This is a genomic window from Mycolicibacter terrae, from assembly GCF_010727125.1.
GTDB classification, from domain to species: domain Bacteria; phylum Actinomycetota; class Actinomycetes; order Mycobacteriales; family Mycobacteriaceae; genus Mycobacterium; species Mycobacterium terrae.
This window is the reverse complement of the sequence record NZ_AP022564.1, coordinates 4438666-4457847: the sequence shown is the minus strand read 5'-3', so window position 1 is coordinate 4457847 and position 19182 is coordinate 4438666. Positions and strand designations below refer to the sequence as shown.

21 protein-coding genes are annotated in these 19182 nt (G+C 69.0%); 9 read left to right on the top strand and 12 right to left on the bottom strand.

Translation table 11 applies throughout. The annotated features are described in order from the left end of the window. The first annotated feature begins 80 nt into the window (after positions 1-80). Positions 81-1817 (top strand): N-acetylmuramoyl-L-alanine amidase, encoded by a 1737-nt coding sequence (locus G6N23_RS21100; protein WP_085260036.1) that lies wholly within the window; start codon positions 81-83, stop codon positions 1815-1817. 116 nt (positions 1818-1933) lie between these two features. Here G6N23_RS21100 and G6N23_RS21095 read toward each other — a convergent pair whose 3' ends face one another. The 7 genes from G6N23_RS21095 to G6N23_RS21065 all read right to left on the bottom strand — a co-directional run bounded on the left by G6N23_RS21095 (position 1934) and on the right by G6N23_RS21065 (position 7037). Continuing rightward, positions 1934-2776: a Cof-type HAD-IIB family hydrolase gene (locus tag G6N23_RS21095; RefSeq protein ID WP_085260037.1), complete on the bottom strand. Its 843-nt coding sequence runs from the start codon at positions 2774-2776 to the stop codon at positions 1934-1936. Next, positions 2776-3570, bottom strand: coding sequence for a lysophospholipid acyltransferase family protein (locus G6N23_RS21090; RefSeq protein ID WP_085260038.1), 795 nt, complete (start codon positions 3568-3570; stop codon positions 2776-2778). Before G6N23_RS21090 ends, G6N23_RS21095 begins: the two co-directional genes overlap by 1 nt. A gap of 2 nt (positions 3571-3572) precedes the next feature. Continuing rightward, positions 3573-4358 (bottom strand): lysophospholipid acyltransferase family protein, encoded by a 786-nt coding sequence (locus G6N23_RS21085; RefSeq protein WP_085260039.1) that lies wholly within the window; start codon positions 4356-4358, stop codon positions 3573-3575. Positions 4359-4365: 7 nt separating this feature from the next. Continuing rightward, positions 4366-5154 (bottom strand): lysophospholipid acyltransferase family protein, encoded by a 789-nt coding sequence (locus tag G6N23_RS21080; RefSeq protein WP_085260040.1) that lies wholly within the window; start codon positions 5152-5154, stop codon positions 4366-4368. 69 nt (positions 5155-5223) lie between these two features. Further along, a complete protein-coding gene (locus G6N23_RS21075) occupies positions 5224-5496 on the bottom strand; it encodes a YegP family protein (RefSeq protein ID WP_133055460.1) in 273 nt (90 codons plus the stop codon). A gap of 39 nt (positions 5497-5535) precedes the next feature. Continuing rightward, positions 5536-6219 carry a hypothetical protein gene (locus G6N23_RS21070; RefSeq protein ID WP_085260042.1) on the bottom strand — a complete coding sequence of 228 codons (684 nt, stop codon included), beginning with the start codon at positions 6217-6219 and terminating at the stop codon, positions 5536-5538. After that, complete coding sequence (locus tag G6N23_RS21065; RefSeq protein WP_085260043.1) at positions 6216-7037, bottom strand: hypothetical protein; 822 nt, start codon at positions 7035-7037, stop codon at positions 6216-6218. The genes G6N23_RS21070 and G6N23_RS21065 overlap by 4 nt, the downstream gene beginning before the upstream one ends. Before the next feature lie 210 nt (positions 7038-7247). Here G6N23_RS21065 and G6N23_RS21060 point away from each other — a divergent pair, with 210 nt between their 5' ends. The 4 genes from G6N23_RS21060 (at position 7248) to G6N23_RS21045 (ending at position 11712) form a co-directional block, all read left to right on the top strand. Continuing rightward, positions 7248-8819 carry an MBL fold metallo-hydrolase gene (locus tag G6N23_RS21060; protein WP_085260044.1) on the top strand — a complete coding sequence of 524 codons (1572 nt, stop codon included), beginning with the start codon at positions 7248-7250 and terminating at the stop codon, positions 8817-8819. Next, entirely contained in the window at positions 8816-9142 is a 327-nt protein-coding gene (locus G6N23_RS21055) for a hypothetical protein (protein ID WP_085260045.1), read from the top strand. The genes G6N23_RS21060 and G6N23_RS21055 overlap by 4 nt, the downstream gene beginning before the upstream one ends. A 64-nt stretch (positions 9143-9206) precedes the next feature. Continuing rightward, positions 9207-11186, top strand: coding sequence for a putative alpha/beta hydrolase (locus G6N23_RS21050; RefSeq protein WP_085260046.1), 1980 nt, complete (start codon positions 9207-9209; stop codon positions 11184-11186). Positions 11187-11247: 61 nt separating this feature from the next. Beyond that, entirely contained in the window at positions 11248-11712 is a 465-nt protein-coding gene (locus tag G6N23_RS21045) for a lipoprotein LppJ family protein (RefSeq protein WP_085260047.1), read from the top strand. Positions 11713-11724: 12 nt separating this feature from the next. Here G6N23_RS21045 and G6N23_RS21040 read toward each other — a convergent pair whose 3' ends face one another. After that, the gene (locus G6N23_RS21040; protein ID WP_085260048.1) at positions 11725-13299 is read right to left on the bottom strand and encodes a phytoene desaturase family protein; all 1575 of its coding nucleotides are present in this window, start codon (positions 13297-13299) and stop codon (positions 11725-11727) included. Positions 13300-13366: 67 nt separating this feature from the next. Further along, positions 13367-13954: a TetR/AcrR family transcriptional regulator gene (locus G6N23_RS21035; RefSeq protein ID WP_085260049.1), complete on the bottom strand. Its 588-nt coding sequence runs from the start codon at positions 13952-13954 to the stop codon at positions 13367-13369. A gap of 81 nt (positions 13955-14035) precedes the next feature. Between G6N23_RS21035 and G6N23_RS21030 the strand changes: the two genes are divergently transcribed. Next, positions 14036-14509 carry a DUF2834 domain-containing protein gene (locus G6N23_RS21030; protein ID WP_085260050.1) on the top strand — a complete coding sequence of 158 codons (474 nt, stop codon included), beginning with the start codon at positions 14036-14038 and terminating at the stop codon, positions 14507-14509. A 16-nt stretch (positions 14510-14525) separates the two neighbouring features. Here the strand turns inward: G6N23_RS21030 and serS are convergent, their stop codons facing one another. After that, positions 14526-15779 (bottom strand): serine--tRNA ligase, encoded by a 1254-nt coding sequence (gene serS, locus G6N23_RS21025; protein WP_085260051.1) that lies wholly within the window; start codon positions 15777-15779, stop codon positions 14526-14528. 92 nt (positions 15780-15871) lie between these two features. Here serS and G6N23_RS21020 point away from each other — a divergent pair, with 92 nt between their 5' ends. From G6N23_RS21020 to G6N23_RS21010, 3 genes are read left to right on the top strand one after another with little or no spacing between them, the layout of a single operon-like run. Continuing rightward, a complete protein-coding gene (locus G6N23_RS21020) occupies positions 15872-16981 on the top strand; it encodes a septum formation family protein (RefSeq protein ID WP_234808530.1) in 1110 nt (369 codons plus the stop codon). After that, positions 16978-17328 (top strand): metallopeptidase family protein, encoded by a 351-nt coding sequence (locus G6N23_RS21015; RefSeq protein ID WP_085260053.1) that lies wholly within the window; start codon positions 16978-16980, stop codon positions 17326-17328. Before G6N23_RS21020 ends, G6N23_RS21015 begins: the two co-directional genes overlap by 4 nt. A gap of 49 nt (positions 17329-17377) precedes the next feature. Then, entirely contained in the window at positions 17378-17566 is a 189-nt protein-coding gene (locus G6N23_RS21010) for a hypothetical protein (RefSeq protein ID WP_085260054.1), read from the top strand. 4 nt (positions 17567-17570) lie between these two features. Here G6N23_RS21010 and G6N23_RS21005 read toward each other — a convergent pair whose 3' ends face one another. Together G6N23_RS21005 and pheA are read right to left on the bottom strand one after the other, a co-directional pair. Beyond that, on the bottom strand, positions 17571-18260 hold the full coding sequence (locus G6N23_RS21005) for a histidine phosphatase family protein (RefSeq protein WP_085260055.1): 690 nt from the start codon (positions 18258-18260) through the stop codon (positions 17571-17573). Then, a complete protein-coding gene (gene pheA / locus G6N23_RS21000; RefSeq protein WP_085260056.1) occupies positions 18257-19123 on the bottom strand; it encodes a prephenate dehydratase in 867 nt (288 codons plus the stop codon). Before pheA ends, G6N23_RS21005 begins: the two co-directional genes overlap by 4 nt. Between the last annotated feature and the right edge of the window lie 59 nt (positions 19124-19182).

Here is a 19182-nt window from a genome sequence, read left to right as displayed (position 1 = left end):
GGTGCCGTTGACAAACGGTCATCCCAGCTCATCGCGTGTCGCATCACTAACAACACAAGACACATACGTAACATCAGCACGTGCCAACCCGTCGCCCGCCGCCGACGATCAAGCTGACCGCGACCGTCGCGACCGTGCTGATCCTGCCGTGGGCCCTGGACTCCGGCTCGGGATCCAAACCCGCCGACCCTCCCCCCAGCGCCGCGGCGACCAAGCTGAACCAGCAACTGCTGCCCGACCTCGAGCCCGGTGTCACCGTCCGCGAGATCAGCCAGGACGAGCCGTTCACCATGGTCGCGCTCACCGGCGCGGACCTCAGCGGTACCTCCGCGAAGATCCGCGCCAAGCGCGCCGACGGATCGTGGGGGCCCTGGTACGCCACCGCCCACGAGGCCACCGAGCACGCTCCGAAGGCCCGGCCCGCCGACGCGCCCGCCCCGGGCCCGGACGGGACCGAGCCGGTGTTCGTCGGCCGGACCACCGCGGTGCAGATCGCGGTCACCCGTGCGGTGGCCGCGGACAATTCGCACGCCGCATCCGAGGGCCCGGCCGCCGCCAAGCCGCAGCGGAAGTCCACGCCGAAGCAGAAGGCCGCTCCCCCGGCCGCCCCGGCCAAGCCCGACCTGGGCTACCTGCCGGCCACCGCCGCGCAGCCGTTCGCGCAGAACATCTCCGCGGTGTTGATCACACCCCCGAAGGTCACACCACCGAAAGCCCCGGTCGACGCACAGTGGTCACCGCCGAGCGCGGTACTGGCCCCGGGACAGCCGCCCAACATCATCCCGCGAAGCCAATGGGGCGCCGGCGCCCGCGGCCGGTGCGGCAAGCCGGTGGAGAGCGGTCCGGTCCAGGCGGCGGTGGTGCATCACACCGCGGGATCCAACGACTACTCCCCCGAGGACTCGGCGGACATCATCCGGGCCATCTACGCCTATCACACCCGCACCCTGGGCTGGTGCGACATCGGCTACCACGCGCTGGTGGACAAGTACGGCCAGGTGTTCGAGGGCCGGGCCGGCGGCGTCACCAAGGGCATCGTGGGCAGCCACGCCGGCGGGTTCAACAAGAACACCTGGGGGGTGTCGATGATCGGCACCTTCGACGACGCGCCTCCCCCACCGATTCAGCTCGAGACCGTCGGCCGGCTGCTGGGCTGGCGGTTGGGGCTGGACCGCACCGACCCTCGGGCCACCGTCCAGCTGACCTCCGGCGGCGGCTCGTTCACCCACGTCCCGCGCGGCTCGGCGCTGACGCTGCCGGCGATCATCGGCCACCGCGACCTGGATGCCACCGAGTGCCCCGGTGAGCAGGGGTACTTGGCGCTCAACGAAATCCGGGAGATCGCAGCCCGATTCGGCGACCCGCCCGGCCCCGAAGACCTCGCCAGGACGATGCAGGGCGGCGCCATCCACACCCGCTGGCTGGAGCTGGGCGGCGCGGAGGGCATGCTCGGCGCCCCTACCTCGCCCGAAGCGATCGGCGAGGGTTCCACCAAATACGCGACGTTCGAACACGGCGCGGTGTACTGGTCACCGGAGACCGGCGCCCAGCCGATCACCGGGGCGATCTACGACGCCTGGGCATCGCTGGGCTACGAGCGCGGCATGCTCGGGCTGCCCACCAGCGCCGAGATCCCCGAACCGGAGTGGATCGGCCAGAACTTCCAGCACGGCACGCTGAACTACAACCGGGCCAGCGCCACCGTCATCCGGGTCATCGACGGCAACGCCGAAGAGCTGCCGCCGCCCCCGCCGGAGGGCCCACCGGTGCAGCTGGAGCGCTTCTCCCGAGTGATCGACCCGTTCGGCGTCAGCTAACCACCGTTTCGATGCGGCGGTCCAGCTTCGCCTCTCCTTCGTCGAGCCTCGCTAACCACCGTTGACTCTGCGGCTATGGCGGGAAAGTTCGAGTAACCCCCGCCCTCAGCGCAGAGTCAACGCAGGAAAATGCGTTCCAGCACCCGCGCCAGACCGTCCTCCGTGTTGGGCGCGGTGATCTCGGCGGCGGCGGCCAGCACCTCGGGATGCGCATTGCCCATCGCCACGCCGTGACCCGCCTGCACCAACATCGGCAGATCGTTGGGCATGTCCCCGAACGCCACCACCTGTTCGATACCGATCCCCAGCGGCGTGATCAGCTCCTCGATGCCGGTGGCCTTGGTGACACCGGCCGGCACCACCTCGACCAGTCCGTTGTCGGTGGAATAGGTCAGCTCCGCGGCGCTGCCGATGTGGTCCGCCAATTCCGCCACCATGTCGGCACTGGACGCCCCCGCCTTGCGAATCAGCAGCTTGATCGCCGGCTGGGACAGCAGGTCCTCGAGGGAGACCTCGGTGTTGTCCGGGTTGAGCCACGCGTGTTCGTAGCCCGGTGAGCTGACGAACTGCGGCGTCGCCGCGTCGTGCGCGTGCTCGCCGATGCGCTCCACCGCCAGGCCCGCGCCGGGGATGACGCGGCCGGCGACCTCGGCCAGTTTGACCAGGCTGTCGGCCGACAGTGTGCGCGCCGAGATCACCCGGTCGGTGTTCGGGTCGTAGAGGACCGCGCCGTTGGCACACACCGCCAGCGGGGCGAAGCCGAGCGCGTCGACGACCGGGGGGATCCAGCGCGGCGGGCGCCCGGTCGCCAAAATGAAGCCGGACCCAGATTCAACGGCCGCGTGCACCGCCGCCCGGGTGCGCGCGGTGATGTTCTCGGCGCCGTCGAGCAGGGTGCCGTCGACATCACTGGCGATCAGCGCGGGGGGCAAGTGCTGCAGCCGGGCCGGCCGTGTCATCAACGCCGACTCAGACCGGCCAGCGTCCGCCGCAGCCGGCCACCTTCGGCCTGCTCCAGCCGCTTGCGATCGCGTTCGGCGAGCTCGGCTTCGCGCATCGCCAGGGCTTCGGCCAAGGTGGGTGCGCCGCCGCCGAGCCGCCGCGGCACCCAGTACGCGCCGGCGGGGTGGGGGTATTCCAGTTGCGCCTGTTCGAGCATTGCGCTCATCGTCTCACGCAGCTCGGCGGTGGTCGCCTCGATGTCCTCGGAGGCAGCCAACGGCCGGCCGATCTTCACCAGCACCGGAACGTGGTTACGCCACAGATGCTTCGGGTGATCCTTGGTCCATACCCGGTGGATACCCCAGACGATGACCGGGATGATCGGGACACCGGCGGCGTGGGCCATCCGCGCGGCACCGGTCTTGAACTCGCGCAGCTCGAAGCTGCGGCTGATGGTGGCCTCCGGGTGCAGCCCGACCAGCTCGCCGGCGGCCAGCCGCTGTACCGCCACGTCGTAGGCGCCGGCCCCGGCGGACCGGTCGACCGGAATCAGCTTGATGCGCTTGATCACGTAGCTGATCACCGGGACCTCGGTCATCTCGGCCTTGATCATGAACCGCAGCCGGCGGCGCCGCCGCAGCGCCGCGACCGAGGCCGGATACCAGTCCAGGTAGCTGGTGTGGTTGAGGGTCAGCACCGCCCCGCCGCGCTCGGGGATGTTCTCCAGCCCCTGGAAGGTCAGGTGTGGCCCGTTGGCGCGCACCAGCGGCGGGATCACCATCTCCAGCGTCCGGAACAAGGGCTCCGCCATGTTCAGTGCTCCATGCTCGTAGGGTCCGGCCGGCCGGGTCCATGACCACCGGCACCCTTGCGCATCCGCCGTGCCAGCTCCCGCTCGTCGAGAACCTTGGCCTCCTGCGGGGTGGGTGCCGCGCCGCCCATTCGTCGTGGTACCCAGAACTCGCCCGCCGGGTGCGGATATTCCTGCTGGACCCGGGCCAGCATCGGCGCCATCTGGGTGCGCAGTCGGTCGCTGAGCGTGGCGGCATCGCCCTCGGGGGCCAGCGGCGGGCCCGCCAGCACGGTGATCGGTATTTTGCTGCCGATCAGCCGCCCCCTCGGATGGTCTTTGGTCCACAGCCGGTGGGCGCCCCAGACGACCAGCGGCACGATCGGCACCTGCGCCTCGATCGCCATCCGGGCGGCCCCGGACTTGAATTCCTTCAGCTCGAAGCTGCGGCTGATGGTGGCCTCCGGGTAGACGCCGACCACCTCCCCGGAGCGCAGTGCCGCCACCGCATGGCGGTAGGCATCGGATCCGGCGCCGCGATCCACCGGGATGGTGCCGGTGTGGTTGATCAGAAAGTTCACCACCTTCACCTGCTGCATTTCGGCTTTGATCATGAACCGCATCCGCCGTCCCCGCCGATACACCGCCAGCGCCGCGGGCAGGAAGTCGACGTAGCCGGTGTGATTGATCGCGATCACGGCACCACCCGCGGCCGGGATGTGTTGCAGGCCGCCGAAATCGAGTCGTGCGCCGGAGACCTTAACGACGGTCACCGCTGCCAGCTCCAGCGCCCGAAAGACCGGCTGCATGCCAGGGCTACTCCGCGGCGCCCGTCGCGCTGGGCGGCTGCTGGTTTCGGGCGGCCCGCTCCTCGGCCTTTCGGGCGGCCTCTGCGGCGTCGAGCCGAAGCGCCTCGGCGGGCGTGGGGGCACCGCCGCCGAGGCGATGCGGCACCCAGAACTCGCCGGCCGGATGTTCGGGATAGGCGTCCTGAGCCTGCTCGAGCAGGTGCTGCATGCGCGTCTGCAGCAGCGCCCGCAGGTCGTCGACGGGCAGCGTCGGCGGTATGGCCTCGCCGACCGCGACCGAGATCGGCACCTTGGAGCGCCCCAGCTGCTTCGGGTGGTCCTTGGTCCAGATCCGCTGGGCGCCCCAGACGATGTGCGGAACGATCGGCACCTGCGCCTCGATCGCCATCCGCGCGGCGCCGCTCTTGAACTCCTTGAGCTCGAAGCTGCGGCTGATGGTCGCCTCCGGATAGACCCCGACCAGCTCGCCGGCCTTGAGTTTCTCGACGGCCGCGGCGAACGAGTCCGCCCCCTGGCCGCGGTCCACCGCGATGTGCCGGCAACCGCGCATGATCGGCCCGGTGTACCGGTTATCGAAGGTTTCCTTCTTGGCCATGAACCGCACCCACCGGCGCGGCCGGCTCCGGTAGGCGGGCAACCCGGCGAACGCGAAGTCGAGGTAGCCGGTGTGATTGATCGCGATCACCGCGCCCCCGGTGGCGGGCAGGTGCTCCGCTCCGGTGATGGTGATCTTCACCCCCTGGTATCGCCACAACGTGCGGGTGACGACGGCGACAGTCCCGTACCACGGCTCCACAGTCGTCCAGCCTAGGCGATCGCGGCGGGACCAGTCGGAATCAGCTCCGACCCGACGTGCGGCTCAGACCTATAAAGGATGGCCGTCTTCGGTGAATATTTTGAACGGCTTGGCGCGGGCGTTCAGCATGCGCTGTTTCCGCAAGGCTGTTTCGTGAGGAGTCTCCACGTGCTCGACCGCCGCGGCAGCAGCTGTGTCGTGTCGCCCCGATCCGGCGTCGTCGCGCGCCGGCGGCTCGGATTTGCAACCCGCGCTCCCGGCGATGATCTTCCCGTTGGCCGCCTTCAGGCGGAAGCCGAGTGTGCCGTCGGGGTATCTGAAGAACTCGTACTTCGTCGTCACCGCGGCCACCTCTCCCCCGGCTCGGGCCCGAGGCCCCGATCAGCGTCGCGGCGGTTCATGGAGCCCCCAGTGCTCCCAGATCGTTGATGCGATGGCGCGGTCGCGCGCGAACTCTTCGAGCTGTCCACTCACCAAGGCGCCGCGCCTGCCCGCGAGTGACGTCATTTCCCGCAGCAGAAACCATGCGGCGTCGGTCGCGCATTGCAGGCCGTCGCGCATCAGCTCGAGCAATTCCTCGCGCATCGGCTCGAACACTGTCTCGGGCATCTCCTCGAACACCGGCACGCGCTCGTCATCGGTCACCAGGTCGAAGTCGGCAATGATCCGTTCGCCTTTCGCCTGGCGACTGAGCCAGTTCAACCCGATGGCAGCGGGCCTGTCCGCGGGATCGCCGCCGTCTCGCGCGTCAGCATTTGTGGTCGGGTCGCGCAGCACAAGCCGCCGGACCGCATACCGCGCGAATCGCGTCGAGGCCGAATCGGTGAGATGGTCCAGCACCACCGGGTCCAGCTCACCGCCCAGCGCCTGCCGGAATTCGGCGAACCACTGCCATTCGGGCGACGTCAACACCGCGAGCTCAGTCGGCTCGACACCGGAACGAATGAGGCCGATTCGCGCCGTTTCGTCCCGCTCGGGGTTGACCGCATCGAACAGGTCCTGCGCGCGATCGTCGTCGACCGCCGCGAGGCGAATCAGCGGCGCCGCAATCGAAATGAGGCTCATGAGGGCACCCCTACGACCTGATGCAGCCAGTACGCCCGCCGCAGGTCGGGTGCGACCGGCCGGCTTCCGCTCACTTCCAGTTGTGCCACACGCCGTGGCGGCTGACTTGGAGGACGAACAGTCGTCGGATCCTTGGGACCGAGGAATTCCTCTTCGGGAACCACCGTGAGCCGCACCTCATCGAAGCGCCACGAGTAGGCATAACTTGCCAGCTGCCGCTGCGCGGGTGCCACCGCAGGACCGATGTTCCAGTCGCTGACGCACGCCCAGGTATCGGTCGGATCGGTATACCAACCGCGCGAGTCGAATTCGTCCGGCCTACACAGCACTACGTCGATCGCGAACTGTTCGCGGAAGTCGTTTCGCAGTCCGTGCAACCAGTGGTCGGTATGCACCGTCAGAACCGCGTCGTCATAAGCGGGCTGAAGACGCAGCCACTCCAGATACAGACCGTATTTGGCCTTATCGCGGGCGTCGAACACCCTCCAGCCCGGGGTGAGGTCAAGCTGTGCAACCAACCCGGCACGCCCGTAGATCGCGGTGGACAGCGGCTCCTCGACTCCGGTCACATACACGGCCTTGCCCCAGGTGAAGTTCTTGCAGCCGATGAAGATGCCGTCGTTGGGACAGGTGCGGTACTTCTTCGCATACTCCGAGGACGTGTATTTCAACACCAGGGACGGGCCGGGCTCGTCCTGCGGGGATCGCGGGGCTCTGTTGTCGTCGACGAACTGCTGCCACGCCGGTGCCGAATCGTCGATAGCCCGGTCGATTCTGTTACGCACGTCGTCGGGCAATAACTCTTTCCCGTAGGTCACAGTGCCTCCGTCCGCCCGGATTCCGGACGCGTCGAGTCGCCGACGAGCGATGTGTTCACGGCCTGAAGCCATGAAGAGATGCTGGTCAACGGTGAAAGTACTCCGGGCCGCACGGCCTGTAAAGAATGCCGCCGGGCCCGTCCCCACGGCCCCCGGGCGCACCGCCGTTAAGCTCGGGAGGAATCACTTACAGCGTCGGGGAAGGTACAAGTGCGGGTCACCAGCGTCGGACACGCCGGCTTCCGGATCGAGACCGCCGCGGGCAGCATTTTGTGCGACCCGTGGGTGAACCCGGCCTACTTCGCGTCATGGTTCCCGTTCCCGGACAACTCCACCCTGGACTGGGACGCACTGGGCGACTGCGACTACCTCTACATCTCGCACCTGCACCACGACCACTTCGACCCACGGCACCTGGCCGCCCACGTCAACAAGGACGCAGTGGTGCTGCTGCCCGACTATCCGGTGCCGGACCTGCGCCGCGAGTTGGAGACGCTGGGCTTCCACCGGTTCTTCGAGACCACCGACTCGGTGCGGCACACGGTGTCCGGCCCCAAGGGCGCGTTGGACGTCATGATCATCGCGCTGCGCGCCCCGGCCGACGGCCCGATCGGCGACTCCGGGCTGGTGGTCAGCGACGGTGTCACCACCGTTTTCAACATGAACGACTCGCGCCCGATCGACTTGGACGTGCTGCAGGCATTCGACGCCATCGACGTGCACCTGCTGCAGTACTCCGGGGCGATCTGGTACCCGATGGTCTACGACATGCCGGCCCGGGCCAAGGAGGCGTTCGGCACCCAGAAGCGGCAACGGCAGATGGACCGCGCCCGCCAATACGTCGCGCACGTCGGCGCGACCTGGGTGGTGCCCTCGGCCGGCCCGCCATGCTTCTTGGATGCCGAGCTGCGCTACCTCAACGACGACCACGGCGATCCGGCCAACATCTTCCCCGACGAGATGGTGTTTTTGGATCAGCTGCGCCGCAACGGCCACGAAGGCGGGCTGCTGATGATCCCCGGCAGCGCAGCCGATTTCACCGGGTCGCAGCTGAATGCGCTGGCCCATCCGGTGAGCGACGACGAGGTCGAGGCGATCTTCACAGGCGGCAAGGCGGACTACATCGCCGCCTACGCCGAGCGGATGGCGCCGGTGCTGGCCGCCGAGAAGGCCTCCTGGGCGCCGGCGGCCGGGCCGGCGATGCTGGAGCCGCTGCGTGCACTGTTCGAGCCGATCATGGCGCGCAGCAACGAGATCTGCGACGGCATCGGCTACCCGGTCGAGCTGGTGCTGGACGGCTCGGACGCCAGTGGGGCCCACCGGGAGACCGTCGTGCTGGACTTCCCCAAACGCATGGTGCGCCAGCCGGTCCCCGGCGAGAAATTCCGCTACGGCTTCGGTATCCCGCCCGAGCTGGTGCGCACCGTGCTGCGCGACGGCGAACCCGACTGGGTCAACACCATCTTCTTGTCCACCCGATTCACCGCGTGGCGGGTCGGCGGCTACAACGAGTACCTCTACACGTTCTTCAAATGCCTCAGCGAGGACCGCATCGTCTACGCCGACGGCTGGTTCGGTGAGAGCCACGACGACTCGGCGACGATCACCCTGGCCGGCTGGCAGATTCAGCGCCGCTGCCCGCACATGAAGGCCGACCTGTCGAAGTTCGGGGTGGTCGACGGCGACACCCTGACCTGCAATCAGCACGGCTGGCAGTGGGATCTCAACACCGGCCGCTGCCTGACCGCCAGGGGCCACGAGCTGCGCTGCGAGAAGCTGTGAGCGGTTCCTACGACGACGGCCTGGTCGCCCTGGACCGCAAGGCGATCACGTTGCGCCGCTATCACTTTCCATCCGGAACGTCGAAGGTGATCCCGTTGTCGGCCATTCGCGGCTACCACACCGAGCCGCTGGGTCTGGCTCACCGGTTTCGGATCTGGGGCAGCTCGGATCTGCGGCGCTGGCTGCCGCTGGACGTCAAGCGGCCGTTGCGGTCCACGTTGATCACCCTGGAGCTGCACGGCCACCCGTGGCCGCGGCCGGCGTTCACCCCGGCGGACCCGCAGGCGTTTCGGGAGCTGCTCGACGAGCTGCTGGCGACTTGAGAGTGAATTGACGCCGCTCCTCGCGGTGGTAGCGTTGATCGCCGCTGGATTTAAGGGGTGATCGGTGCACCTGGAGTCGATCAGCATCCCCCTGTTGATCGCCGAGGCCGGTGGTGATCCGTGGGCCATCAACGCCGCACTGCAGCACGGCCGGCCGGCCCAGATCGACGGCCTGACGCGGGCGTTTCACAACGCGGGCCAGTCCGCCGCCGAAGCCGACGCCACCTTCGAGCAGGCCCGCAAGCGGTTCGAGGGCGCCTGGAATCGGGAGAACGGCGATCATCCGATCAACGACGCCGCCCAGGTGCAGCTGGTCACCACCTCACTGGGTGTGCAGGCCGAGCAGCTGCCGAAGATCGCCGCCGATCTGGAGAGCATCGCCGCGGCACTGGCCGAGGCGCAGAAGTCCTCGGCCGCCTGCATCTCCGAGCTGGAGGCCGTGCTGCAGAGCATCGATGCCCACCTGACCCAGCTGTTCCAGGTGGATCAGAACCCGGACCTGACCGCCGCGCAGCGCCGGGGAGTCCACGACCAGATCGCCGAGCTTCAGCAGGCGGCGATCGACGACACCGCCGAGACGCTGCGCCGCGTCCGGGTCATCCGCGACACCTACCTGACCGCATTGCGCGCCGCCGAGGCCCGGCTGCGCGCCGAGGGTTATGACCCGGGGCTGGTCAAGAACCTCGACCAGGTGACCTCCCCGCTGGGCGACCCACTGATGCCGATTCCGCCGTCGGGCACCGACCCGCGGGTGGTCACCGACTGGTGGAACTCGTTGACCCCGCAGCAGCGGGCGGCCTATGTCGCCCAACACGATCCCGGCTTGGGCAACCTCAACGGCATCCCCGCCGATGCCCGCAACGAGGTCAACCTCGCGGTGCTGCACGACGATCTCAACCGGGTCCGCGACCTGGCCAACCTGCGCGGCGTCTCGGTCGACGACGTGCTGCACAATCCCGGCGGCTACGGGCTGTCGGCCGACGACGCCGCCCGCTACACCAACGCGGTACAGACCGAAAAGGGCCTGGAGCACATGGCCGGCGAGGTCGATGCCAACGGCAACGTCGAGCGCCAGGCATTGCTGTGGGCCTATGACCCGCTGGCCTTCAACGGGCAGGGCAAGGCGGCGGTGGCGATCGGAAACCCCGACCGTGCCGCCAACACCGCGGTGGTGGTTCCCGGCACCGGCAACAGCGTGCAGCAGGGCTGGCTGGAAAGCAGTGACGCCACCAACCTCTACGACCAGATGCGCTCGGCAACGCCCGGTGAGCCGGCGTCGGTGATCGCCTGGATGGGCTACGACGCCCCGGACGCGCCCGACGATCTGCGGATCGCCACCCCGGAGCTGGCGCGCGACGGAGGGGCGATGCTGGCCGGCGACGTCAACGGACTGTCGGCCACCCACGACGCCGGGTTGTCGTCGCACGTGACGGTGATCGGCCATTCCTACGGTGCGACGACGGTGGCGGACGCGTTCGCCAACAGTGGAATGCACGCCAATGACGCGGTGCTCATCGGCTGTCCCGGAACGGATGTGGCCAAAAGCGCCGCCGACTTCCATCTCGACGGCGGCCAGGTCTTCGTCGGGGCCGCGTCCAGCGACCCGGTCTCATGGTTGGGTCAGTCCGGGCTCGCGCCGGACTTCATCAACCACACGATGCACCACCCGCTGGGAGACATGGCCGGGCTGGGCACCGACCCCGCCGGCGACAGCTACGGGTCGGTGCGCTTCCATGCCGAGGCGGTCGGCCACCAGGGCCTGGCCTTCGGCGATCATTCCCGCTACTACGACATGGGCAGCGAATCCCTGCGCGCGATGACCGACATCTCCGCGGGCAAGTCGTCGTCGCTGGCCGACAGCGGCCTGGTCGCCGAGGGCCGCCGCCAAGCTCACATCGGCCTGCCGGAGAAGGTCCACATCCCGCTCGTCGGCGACGTCAACCTGCCGCACGTGGACACCCGCATACCCGGGACGCCGGCACTCATCGACCCGGAAGGCAAGCGTGCACCAGCAACGATCACCGATGACCATCAGTACCGCTGAGCGCAGGTGGCGCCGGGCGGTGGCAGTGCTCGCAGCGGCATTAGCGACAGGAGGCTGCACAATGTTTCCCCAGGACCGCCGGAACGAACTCGAAGGGCCCGAGCTGAGCGACGAACAGACCCGGGCCCAGGTCGTCGAGCCGGCCAAGCAGCTCGTGCGGGCCGCCGAGTTCCACGACTACACCGCCTCGTTCCGGTTCGAGTCCTGCAACGACCAGAACGAAGCGCCCTACCGCGGCGTGGCAACGGTGACGTTCACCTTCCCGCCCGCGGTCGACCAGCAGGCCTACCTGGACCAGGTGGCGGCGACGATGCTCGGCCTCGGCTGGAGCGAGGGGCCGCCGCCGGGCAAGGTGCCGCACGGCCGGGTGCTCCACCAGGACCAGATGATGGCGATGCTGGCCCCGTGGCCCGATCACCCCAGCACCGGCAGCGTCAAGATCTACGGCGAATGCCGGAACCTGTCCGACCAGCGGCAGCAGGGTGGTCTCAGCCGCCAGGACATCTCCGGTGAGCTGACCGGCTGAGCTGTGCCCGCTCTAGGTCCGGTCCGCCAGCACCGCGTGGGCGGCGTTGTAGCCGGGGATGAACGTGATCCCCGGGCCGCCGTGACAGCCCGCACTGCCCAGATACAGTCCTTCGACCGGCAACGGCTGGCCGACGAAGCCGCGGGCGCCGGGCCGGTTGGGACCGATCTGGTCGGGGTTCAGCAGTCCGTGGCAGTAGTCGCCGCCGGGCGCACCGAACATGGTGCCCATATGGCGTGGGGTGAAGGTGGTGTGGCGGGTGATGCTGCGCTCGAAATTCGGTGCCAGCCGGGTGATCTTGTCGATCACCCGTTGCCCCATCTCGACCTTCATCTCGCCGTAGTTGCCGTCGCCTTCGATCGGGAACCACAGCGCGAACGCCGATGCGGCGTGCTTGCCGGCCGGCGCCAGATCGGGGTCGTGCAACGACGGGATCTGCAGCACCACGGTCGGATCGGCCGGAACGATGCCGCGCCGCGCGTCCTCCCACTGCTGCTGCACTTCCTCGGGCGTGCAGAAGATCCCCAGTGAGGCCTGCATGGCGGGGTCGTTGAGCGCCTGATAGGGCGCGGCGAACTCGGGCGCCTCCTCCAGCGCGAAGTGCATCTGCAGGTAGGAGCCGCGATGGTCGGTGCGGGCGTAGCGGGCTCGGATGTCCTCGGGCAGGACGGTCGCGTCGATCAGCGACGTGACGGTGACATCGGGGGCGATGGCCGAGACCACCACGGGTGCGGTGTGGGTGTCACCGGTCTCGGTGCACACCCCCGCCACCCGGGTACCGGCTTCGTCGACGAGGATCTCGGAGACCTTGGTGCGCAGTCGCAGCTCACCGCCGGCAGCGGTGAACGTCTCATGCAGATGCCCGGTGAGCGCCCCGATCCCGCCGCGCAGCTTCTTCATCAGCACGGTGTTCTCGTCGGGGACCCCGAGACCGTAGGCCAGGGCCGCCGCGCTGCCGGGGGTGGACGGTCCGCGGTAGAGCGTGTTGACGGCCAGCACGGTGAACGAACCCCGCAGCGCCGCATGCTTCTCCCGGTCGGGCAGGTAGCGGTCCAGCACGTCGGTGACCGACCCGAACAACATGTCATCGATGGCGGAGCGTTCGAATTCGTTTGTGGCGCAGGCATACATCTCGTCGAGAGTCTTCGGCGGGCGGCCGGCCTCGAAGCGCCCCAGCGCCCGGGTGGGGGCTTGGCTCCAGGCCAGCAGCCCGGCCATGCCGTTGACGGCCTCGGCGCCGTGCACCTCGGACAGGTGGGTGAACAGCTTCATCGGGTCGGTGTATTGGATCAGCGGGTCGTCGCCGACGCCGCGCATCGCCACCGACATCACCTCGAGGTCGATGCTGTCCAGGCCGTCCAGGCCCAGTTCCGCGCTGACCGCGGCCGACGTCGGGAACTGCACCGAGCCGGCGATCTCGAACCGGTAGCCGTCGAACAACTCCACCGTCGAGGACATCCCGCCGGCGTAGCGCCCGGCCTCCAGGCACAGCGTGCGCAGCCCGGCGCGCTGCAGGATGAGCGCCGCGGCCAAGCCGTTGTGCCCGGCACCTATGACGATCACGTCGTAATCGGTCTTGAAGCTCACCCCGGCACCCGCCCTTCCGTTGAGCCGAGGCTGACACGGAGGCCCAGTTTTGTCAATATTGACGTAACTAGAGGTTCTGCAACGAGTTCAGCGCGGTCCGGCACATCCGGGCCAGCTCGGCCAGCGAACGTTCCTCGCCGAGCATCCAGACCTCCATCGCGGCGAAGACCGCGGCGGCGATACAGCGCGCCGTCACCGCGACCCGCAACCGCTCGTCGGGCCCGGTGTCGGCGGCTCTCCCCCGCAGCCGCTCGGCGACCGCGTCGGCGAAGTCGGCTTCGACCTGACGGATATGGCGCACGATCCGCTCCGGGTCGAGCTCTTCGGCGCGCAGCGCGGCAATGCGGGTCACGGCCTCAACGTCGTAGGGAAACGCGAAGATAGCGGCCTGCACCGATTCGATCGTCGGCTCGGCGGGCGGCCGGGCGGACAGCGCGCTGCGGAACCACTGCAGCCCGGCGTCGTAGTCGGCGAACAGCAGGTCGTGTTTGGAGGTGAAGTGCCGATAAAAGGTGCGCAGTGAGACACCGGCGTCGGCGGCGATCTGCTCGGCGGAGGTGTCCTCGACACCCTGGGCCAGAAACCGGACCAGCGCGGCCTGGCGCAGCGCTTCGCGAGTGCGTTCGCTGCGCGCGGTCTGCGGCGCTCGGGGCATGCGGCTAAACGTACCGCAGCGTCACCGCCACACAGAATGACAATATTGACAAAACTGTCAGGCCGTGGTGAGACTGAGCGCATGATCTCGCTCCTCGTGCATGCAGTGCTGGGCCTGGCGACCGTCGGCTGGATCGTGGCATCCAACCGCGGGGTTTTTGCGAAACCGACTGGGGGCGGGGCGTTCTCGCCTCTGGAACTCGTGTATTACGTGATCGGCATCGCCTCGATCGGGCTGGGCTGGTACTTCAACATCCGATTCGTAAACGAATACGCCCAGGGCCCCAACCACAATCCGATCTGGGGCCCGGGCAGCTGGACGCACTACATCCAGCTGATGTTCACCAATCCCGCGGCCGGCTCGGCCAGCCAGGACTACACCATCATCAATGTCGTTCTGCTGCCGCTGTTCACCATCATCGACGGGTACCGGCGTGGGCTGCGGCGCCCCTGGCTGTACTTCGTGTCGAGCTTGTTCACCAGTTGCGCGTTCGCCTACGCGTTCTACTTCGCCACCATGGAACGCCAGCGCCGCCACGCCCAGGTCTCGGTCTGACGCGGCCCGTGCCGAACTACGGTTCGAGCACCTCGGCACCCACATAGGGCACCAGTGCCTTCGGCACTCGGACGCTGCCGTCGGGCTGCTGATGGTTCTCCAGGATCGCCACCAGCCAGCGGGTGGTGGCCAGCGTGCCGTTGAGCGTCGCGGCGGTCTGCGGCTTGCCGTTGGCGTCGCGATAACGGGTGGCCAGCCGGCGCGCCTGGAAGGTGGTGCAGTTCGACGTCGACGTCAGCTCCCGATAGGTGCCCTGCGACGGCACCCAGGCCTCGCAGTCGAACTTGCGCGCCGCCGAAGACCCCAGATCGCCCGCGGCGACGTCGATCACCCGGTAGGGCACCTCGATGTGGGCCAGCATCTCGCGTTGCCAGCCGAGCAGCCGGTCGTGCTCGGCCTCGGCCTCGGCGGGCCGGCAGTAGACGAAGCCCTCCACCTTGTCGAACTGATGCACCCGGATGATGCCGCGGGTGTCCTTGCCGTAGCTGCCGGCCTCCCGGCGAAAACACGACGACCACCCGGCATAGCGCAGCGGCCCGCCGGACAGGTCCAGGATCTCGTCGGAGTGATACCCGGCCAGCGGAACCTCGGAGGTGCCGACCAGGTAGAGGTCGTCGGCCTCGAGCCGGTACACCTCCTCGGCGTGTGCTCCGAGGAATCCGGTGCCGGACATGATCTCGGGCCGCACCAACGCGGGGGTGATCATCGGCGTGAACCCGTTATCGACCGCCACCCGCAGCGCCAGTTGCAGCAATCCGAGCTGCAGCAGCGCACCGCGGCCGGTCAGGAAGTAGAACCGCGAGCCGGAGACCTTGGCGCCGCGGGCCATGTCGATCACGCCGAGCGACTCACCGAGTTCCAGGTGGTCTCGTGGGTTCTGGATCGCCGGCGGCTCACCGACCACGTCGAGCACCGTGTAGTCGTCCACCCCGCCGGCGGGCACCCCGTCGATGACGACGTTCGCGATCGTCAGGTGTGCCGCGGTGAACGTCGCCTCGGCGTCGGCCTGGGCGGCTTCGGCAGCCTTGACCTGCTCGGCCAACTCCTTGGCCCGCGCCAGCAGGACGGGCCGCTGCTCGGGCGACGCGGCGCCGACCGACCGGCTGGCCGCCTTCTGTTCGGCGCGCAGGGTGTCGGCCGCCGCGATCGCCGAACGCCGTGCGGTGTCGGCCGCCAGCAGGGCATCCACCAGGGCCGGGTCCTCGCCGCGACCCACCTGGGAGCGGCGGACACGGTCGGGGTCTTCACGCAGCAGGTTCAGGTCGATCACGGCGCAACCCTACAACCAGGTCCAGCCCGGCCAGCGGCATCACTTTCGCATCATTGGTCACGCGTCTGCGGCTGCCTGTCAGAATGGACCGGATGTCGAAGGCAGCCGACGAGGAAAATTCACCCGCCCAGCGGGTGTCTTGGCTGCGCACGCTGCAGGCAGCCGCCACCCGCCGCACCCTGCTGTTGACCGCGTTGGGCGGGCTGCTGATCGCCGGGTTGGTCACCGTGGTTCCGGCACTGGGAGACGGGCCGGGCGGGCTGCTCGGCCACTTGAGCGCCGAGCCGGCCACCGGCCCGGGCGGCAAGGGCGCCGGACCCGGGCTGGGCATCGGGATCGGCAAGGGCAACGAGGCGATCGACCGCGCGGTCGCCGGGGACTGCCTGAACTGGCCGGAGGACGACCTGGACGGGGCGACGGTGGTCAGCTGCGCCGACGAGCACAAGTTCGAGGTCGCCGGTCCGGTGGACATGAAGATGTTCCCGGGCGCCGAGTACGGCCCGGACGCCCCGCCGCCGACGACCGCCCGCATCGAGCAGATCACCCAGGAGCAGTGCGAGTCGTCGGTGCGCCGCTACCTGGGCGCGAAGTTCGACCCGCACAGCAAGTTCGTCGCCAGCATGCTGTGGGCCGGGGAGCGGGCGTGGCGCCAGCACGGCGAGCGCCGGATGTTGTGCGGGCTGCAACTGCCCGGGGTGGGCGGCCAGCAGATCGCCTTCACCGGCAAGGTCGCCGACATCGACCAGTCCAAGGTCTGGCCGCCGGGTACCTGCCTGGGCATCGATCCGGCCACCAACCAGCCCAACGACGTTCCGGTCGACTGCGCGGCGCCGCACACCAAGGAGGTCACCGGCACGGTCAACCTGGCCGAGCGGTTCCCCGACGCGCTGCCGCCCGAACCCGAGCAGGACGCGTTCATCAAGGACACCTGCACCCGGCTCACCGATGCCTACCTGGCACCGGTGCAACTGCGCGACACCACGCTGACGCTGACTTACGCCACCATCTCCCTGCCGAGCTGGTCGGCGGGGAGCCGCGAGGTGGCGTGCAGCCTCGGCGCCACGCTGGGCAACGGCGGCTGGGCGGCGCTGATCAACAGCGCCCGCGGGCCGCTGCTGATCAACGGGCAGCCGCCGGTCCCGCCGCCATCGATTCCCGCGGAGCGGCTGAATCAATTGCCCGTAGGTAGCCAGCCCCGGTGAGTGTGCAGATGGACCCGCGCCGGTTCGACGGACTCGTCGCCGACGCACTGGATCTGATCCCGGCCGAACTGGCCGCCGCCTTCGACAACGTCGTGGTCCTGGTGGAGGACCGCAACGCCGAGGAACCCGAGCTGCTCGGGCTCTACGAAGGGGTGGCGCTGACCGAGCGCGACTCGAACTACGCCGGATCGCTGCCGGACACCATCACGATCTACCGGGACGCGCTACTGGAGATGTGCGGCTCCGACGACGAGGTCGTCGACGAAGTGCGGATCACGGTGATCCATGAGATCGCCCACCACTTCGGCATCGACGACGACCGGTTGCACGAACTCGGCTGGGGTTGAGTCCGCGCGGCGCGGCGATGTTGTCGGCCCGCAGTGCTAAGAACAACCCATGGATGACCACTGCCGAGCCTGCCGGGCGGGGTTGGAGCACTGCCACGGCACGCTCATCCACCACGTGTTGCACGCCGCCGAGTGCACCGAGGACGGTTGCCCCGGAGAGGTGCTGCTGCATTCGTTCGCCCTGGATTGTGAGGCGGTCGGCTGCCGCTGCGTCGAGGTCTACGCGCTGGCGATCTGACCCATCAGCCCATCGGGTCGGTGTTGGAGCGCAGCGCGTCGCCGACCGGGTCGGCATCGGGTTCGGGATAGAACGGCGGCGTCAACGAGCCCCACTGCACGCAGCTCCACCGGCCGTCGGTAATCGGTGAGAGCACCACCGCCTCGGTGTTCTCCAGGTGGTGATCCAGGACGAAACTGCCGTCCACCCCCGCCAGCGTGGCCGCCGCCAGGCGAATCGCCGCGCCGTGGCTGACCACGACGATGTCGCCGGTCCAGTCGTCGTCGTCGAGGTAGCGCATCCGCAACTCGGTGACGACCGGCAGATAACGGTCCAGCACCTGCTCGGCCGTCTCGCCGCCGGGCAACGCGACCCCGGGCTCGCCGGAGTGCCACCGCTGATAGATCGCGTTGAACTCGGCGATCGCGTCGTCGTCGTTGCGGTTCTCCAGCGCACCGGCCTGGACCTCGTGGATGCCGTCGAGCGCGCGGGCGGTCACCCCGAGCGGGCCGCTGATCTCCGCGGCGGTCTGGGCGGCACGGGTCGCCACCGAATGGGCGACCAACGCAGGACGGTGCCACCCGTTGCCGGCGAATGCCCGGGCCTGATCGCGGCCCAACGGGGTCAATTCCGATCCGGGCGGGCGGGTGTCGAGCCGACGCTCGACGTTGCCGTAGGACTGCCCGTGCCGCACCAACACCAGCCGGCCGCTCACGTCACCGCCTCCCTTCGGCCGGCCGGATCGGCGGGCCAGGATCCCAGATACCGCACGTCGGCGCAGGATTGACGCAACGCCTGCAGCGCCTCGCCGACGGCGGGATCGTCGATGTGTCCGACACAGTCCAGAAAGAACAGGTAGGTGCCCAGTTCGGTGCGGGTCGGGCGGGACTCGATCCGGGTCAGATCGATTCCGCGGCTGCCGAACTCGGTCAGGGCCGCGGCCAGGGCGCCGGGCGCGTTGTCCAGTCGCAGCACCACCGACGTCCGGTCGGCGCCGGTTCGCCGCGGCGGCGCTGCGGGTTTGCCGACCAGCACGAAACGGGTGCGGGCGTTGGCTTCGTCGATGACGCCGTCCGCCAAGGTGACCAGTCCACGCTGCTGCGCGGCCAGTGCGGTGCTCACCCCGGCATCAGCCTCCCCGTCGCGGACCTGCTGCGCGGCAGCGGCATTGGAGTTCGACGGCACCGTGTGGGCCTGAGGCAGGTGCTCGGCCAGCCAGCGCCGCACCTGGGCGCCGGCCACCGGATGGGCGGCCACGGTACGGATGTCGACCGGCGCGCGCCCCGGCGCGACCACGATCGAGAACGCGACGTCAAGGGTGGTCTCGGCGAAGATCTGCAGCGGGGAGCCGACCGCCAGGCCGTCCAGGGTGGGCGTCACACCGCCCTCGATCGAGTTCTCGATCGGCACGCAGGCGTACTCGACGGTGCCGGCGCGGATCGCGTCCAGTGCGGCCGGTGTGCTCTCGGCCGGCACCGCTTGGTGGTCGGCTCCGGGAACCAGGCCGACGCCGGTCATCGCCAGCAGTGCCGCCTCGGTGAAGGTCCCCGCCGGGCCGAGATAGCTGATGCGGGTCACCGCACAACCCTATCGGCCGCGGCGCGGCGAACCGGTTCGACGTGAACGGTTGCGCCGGA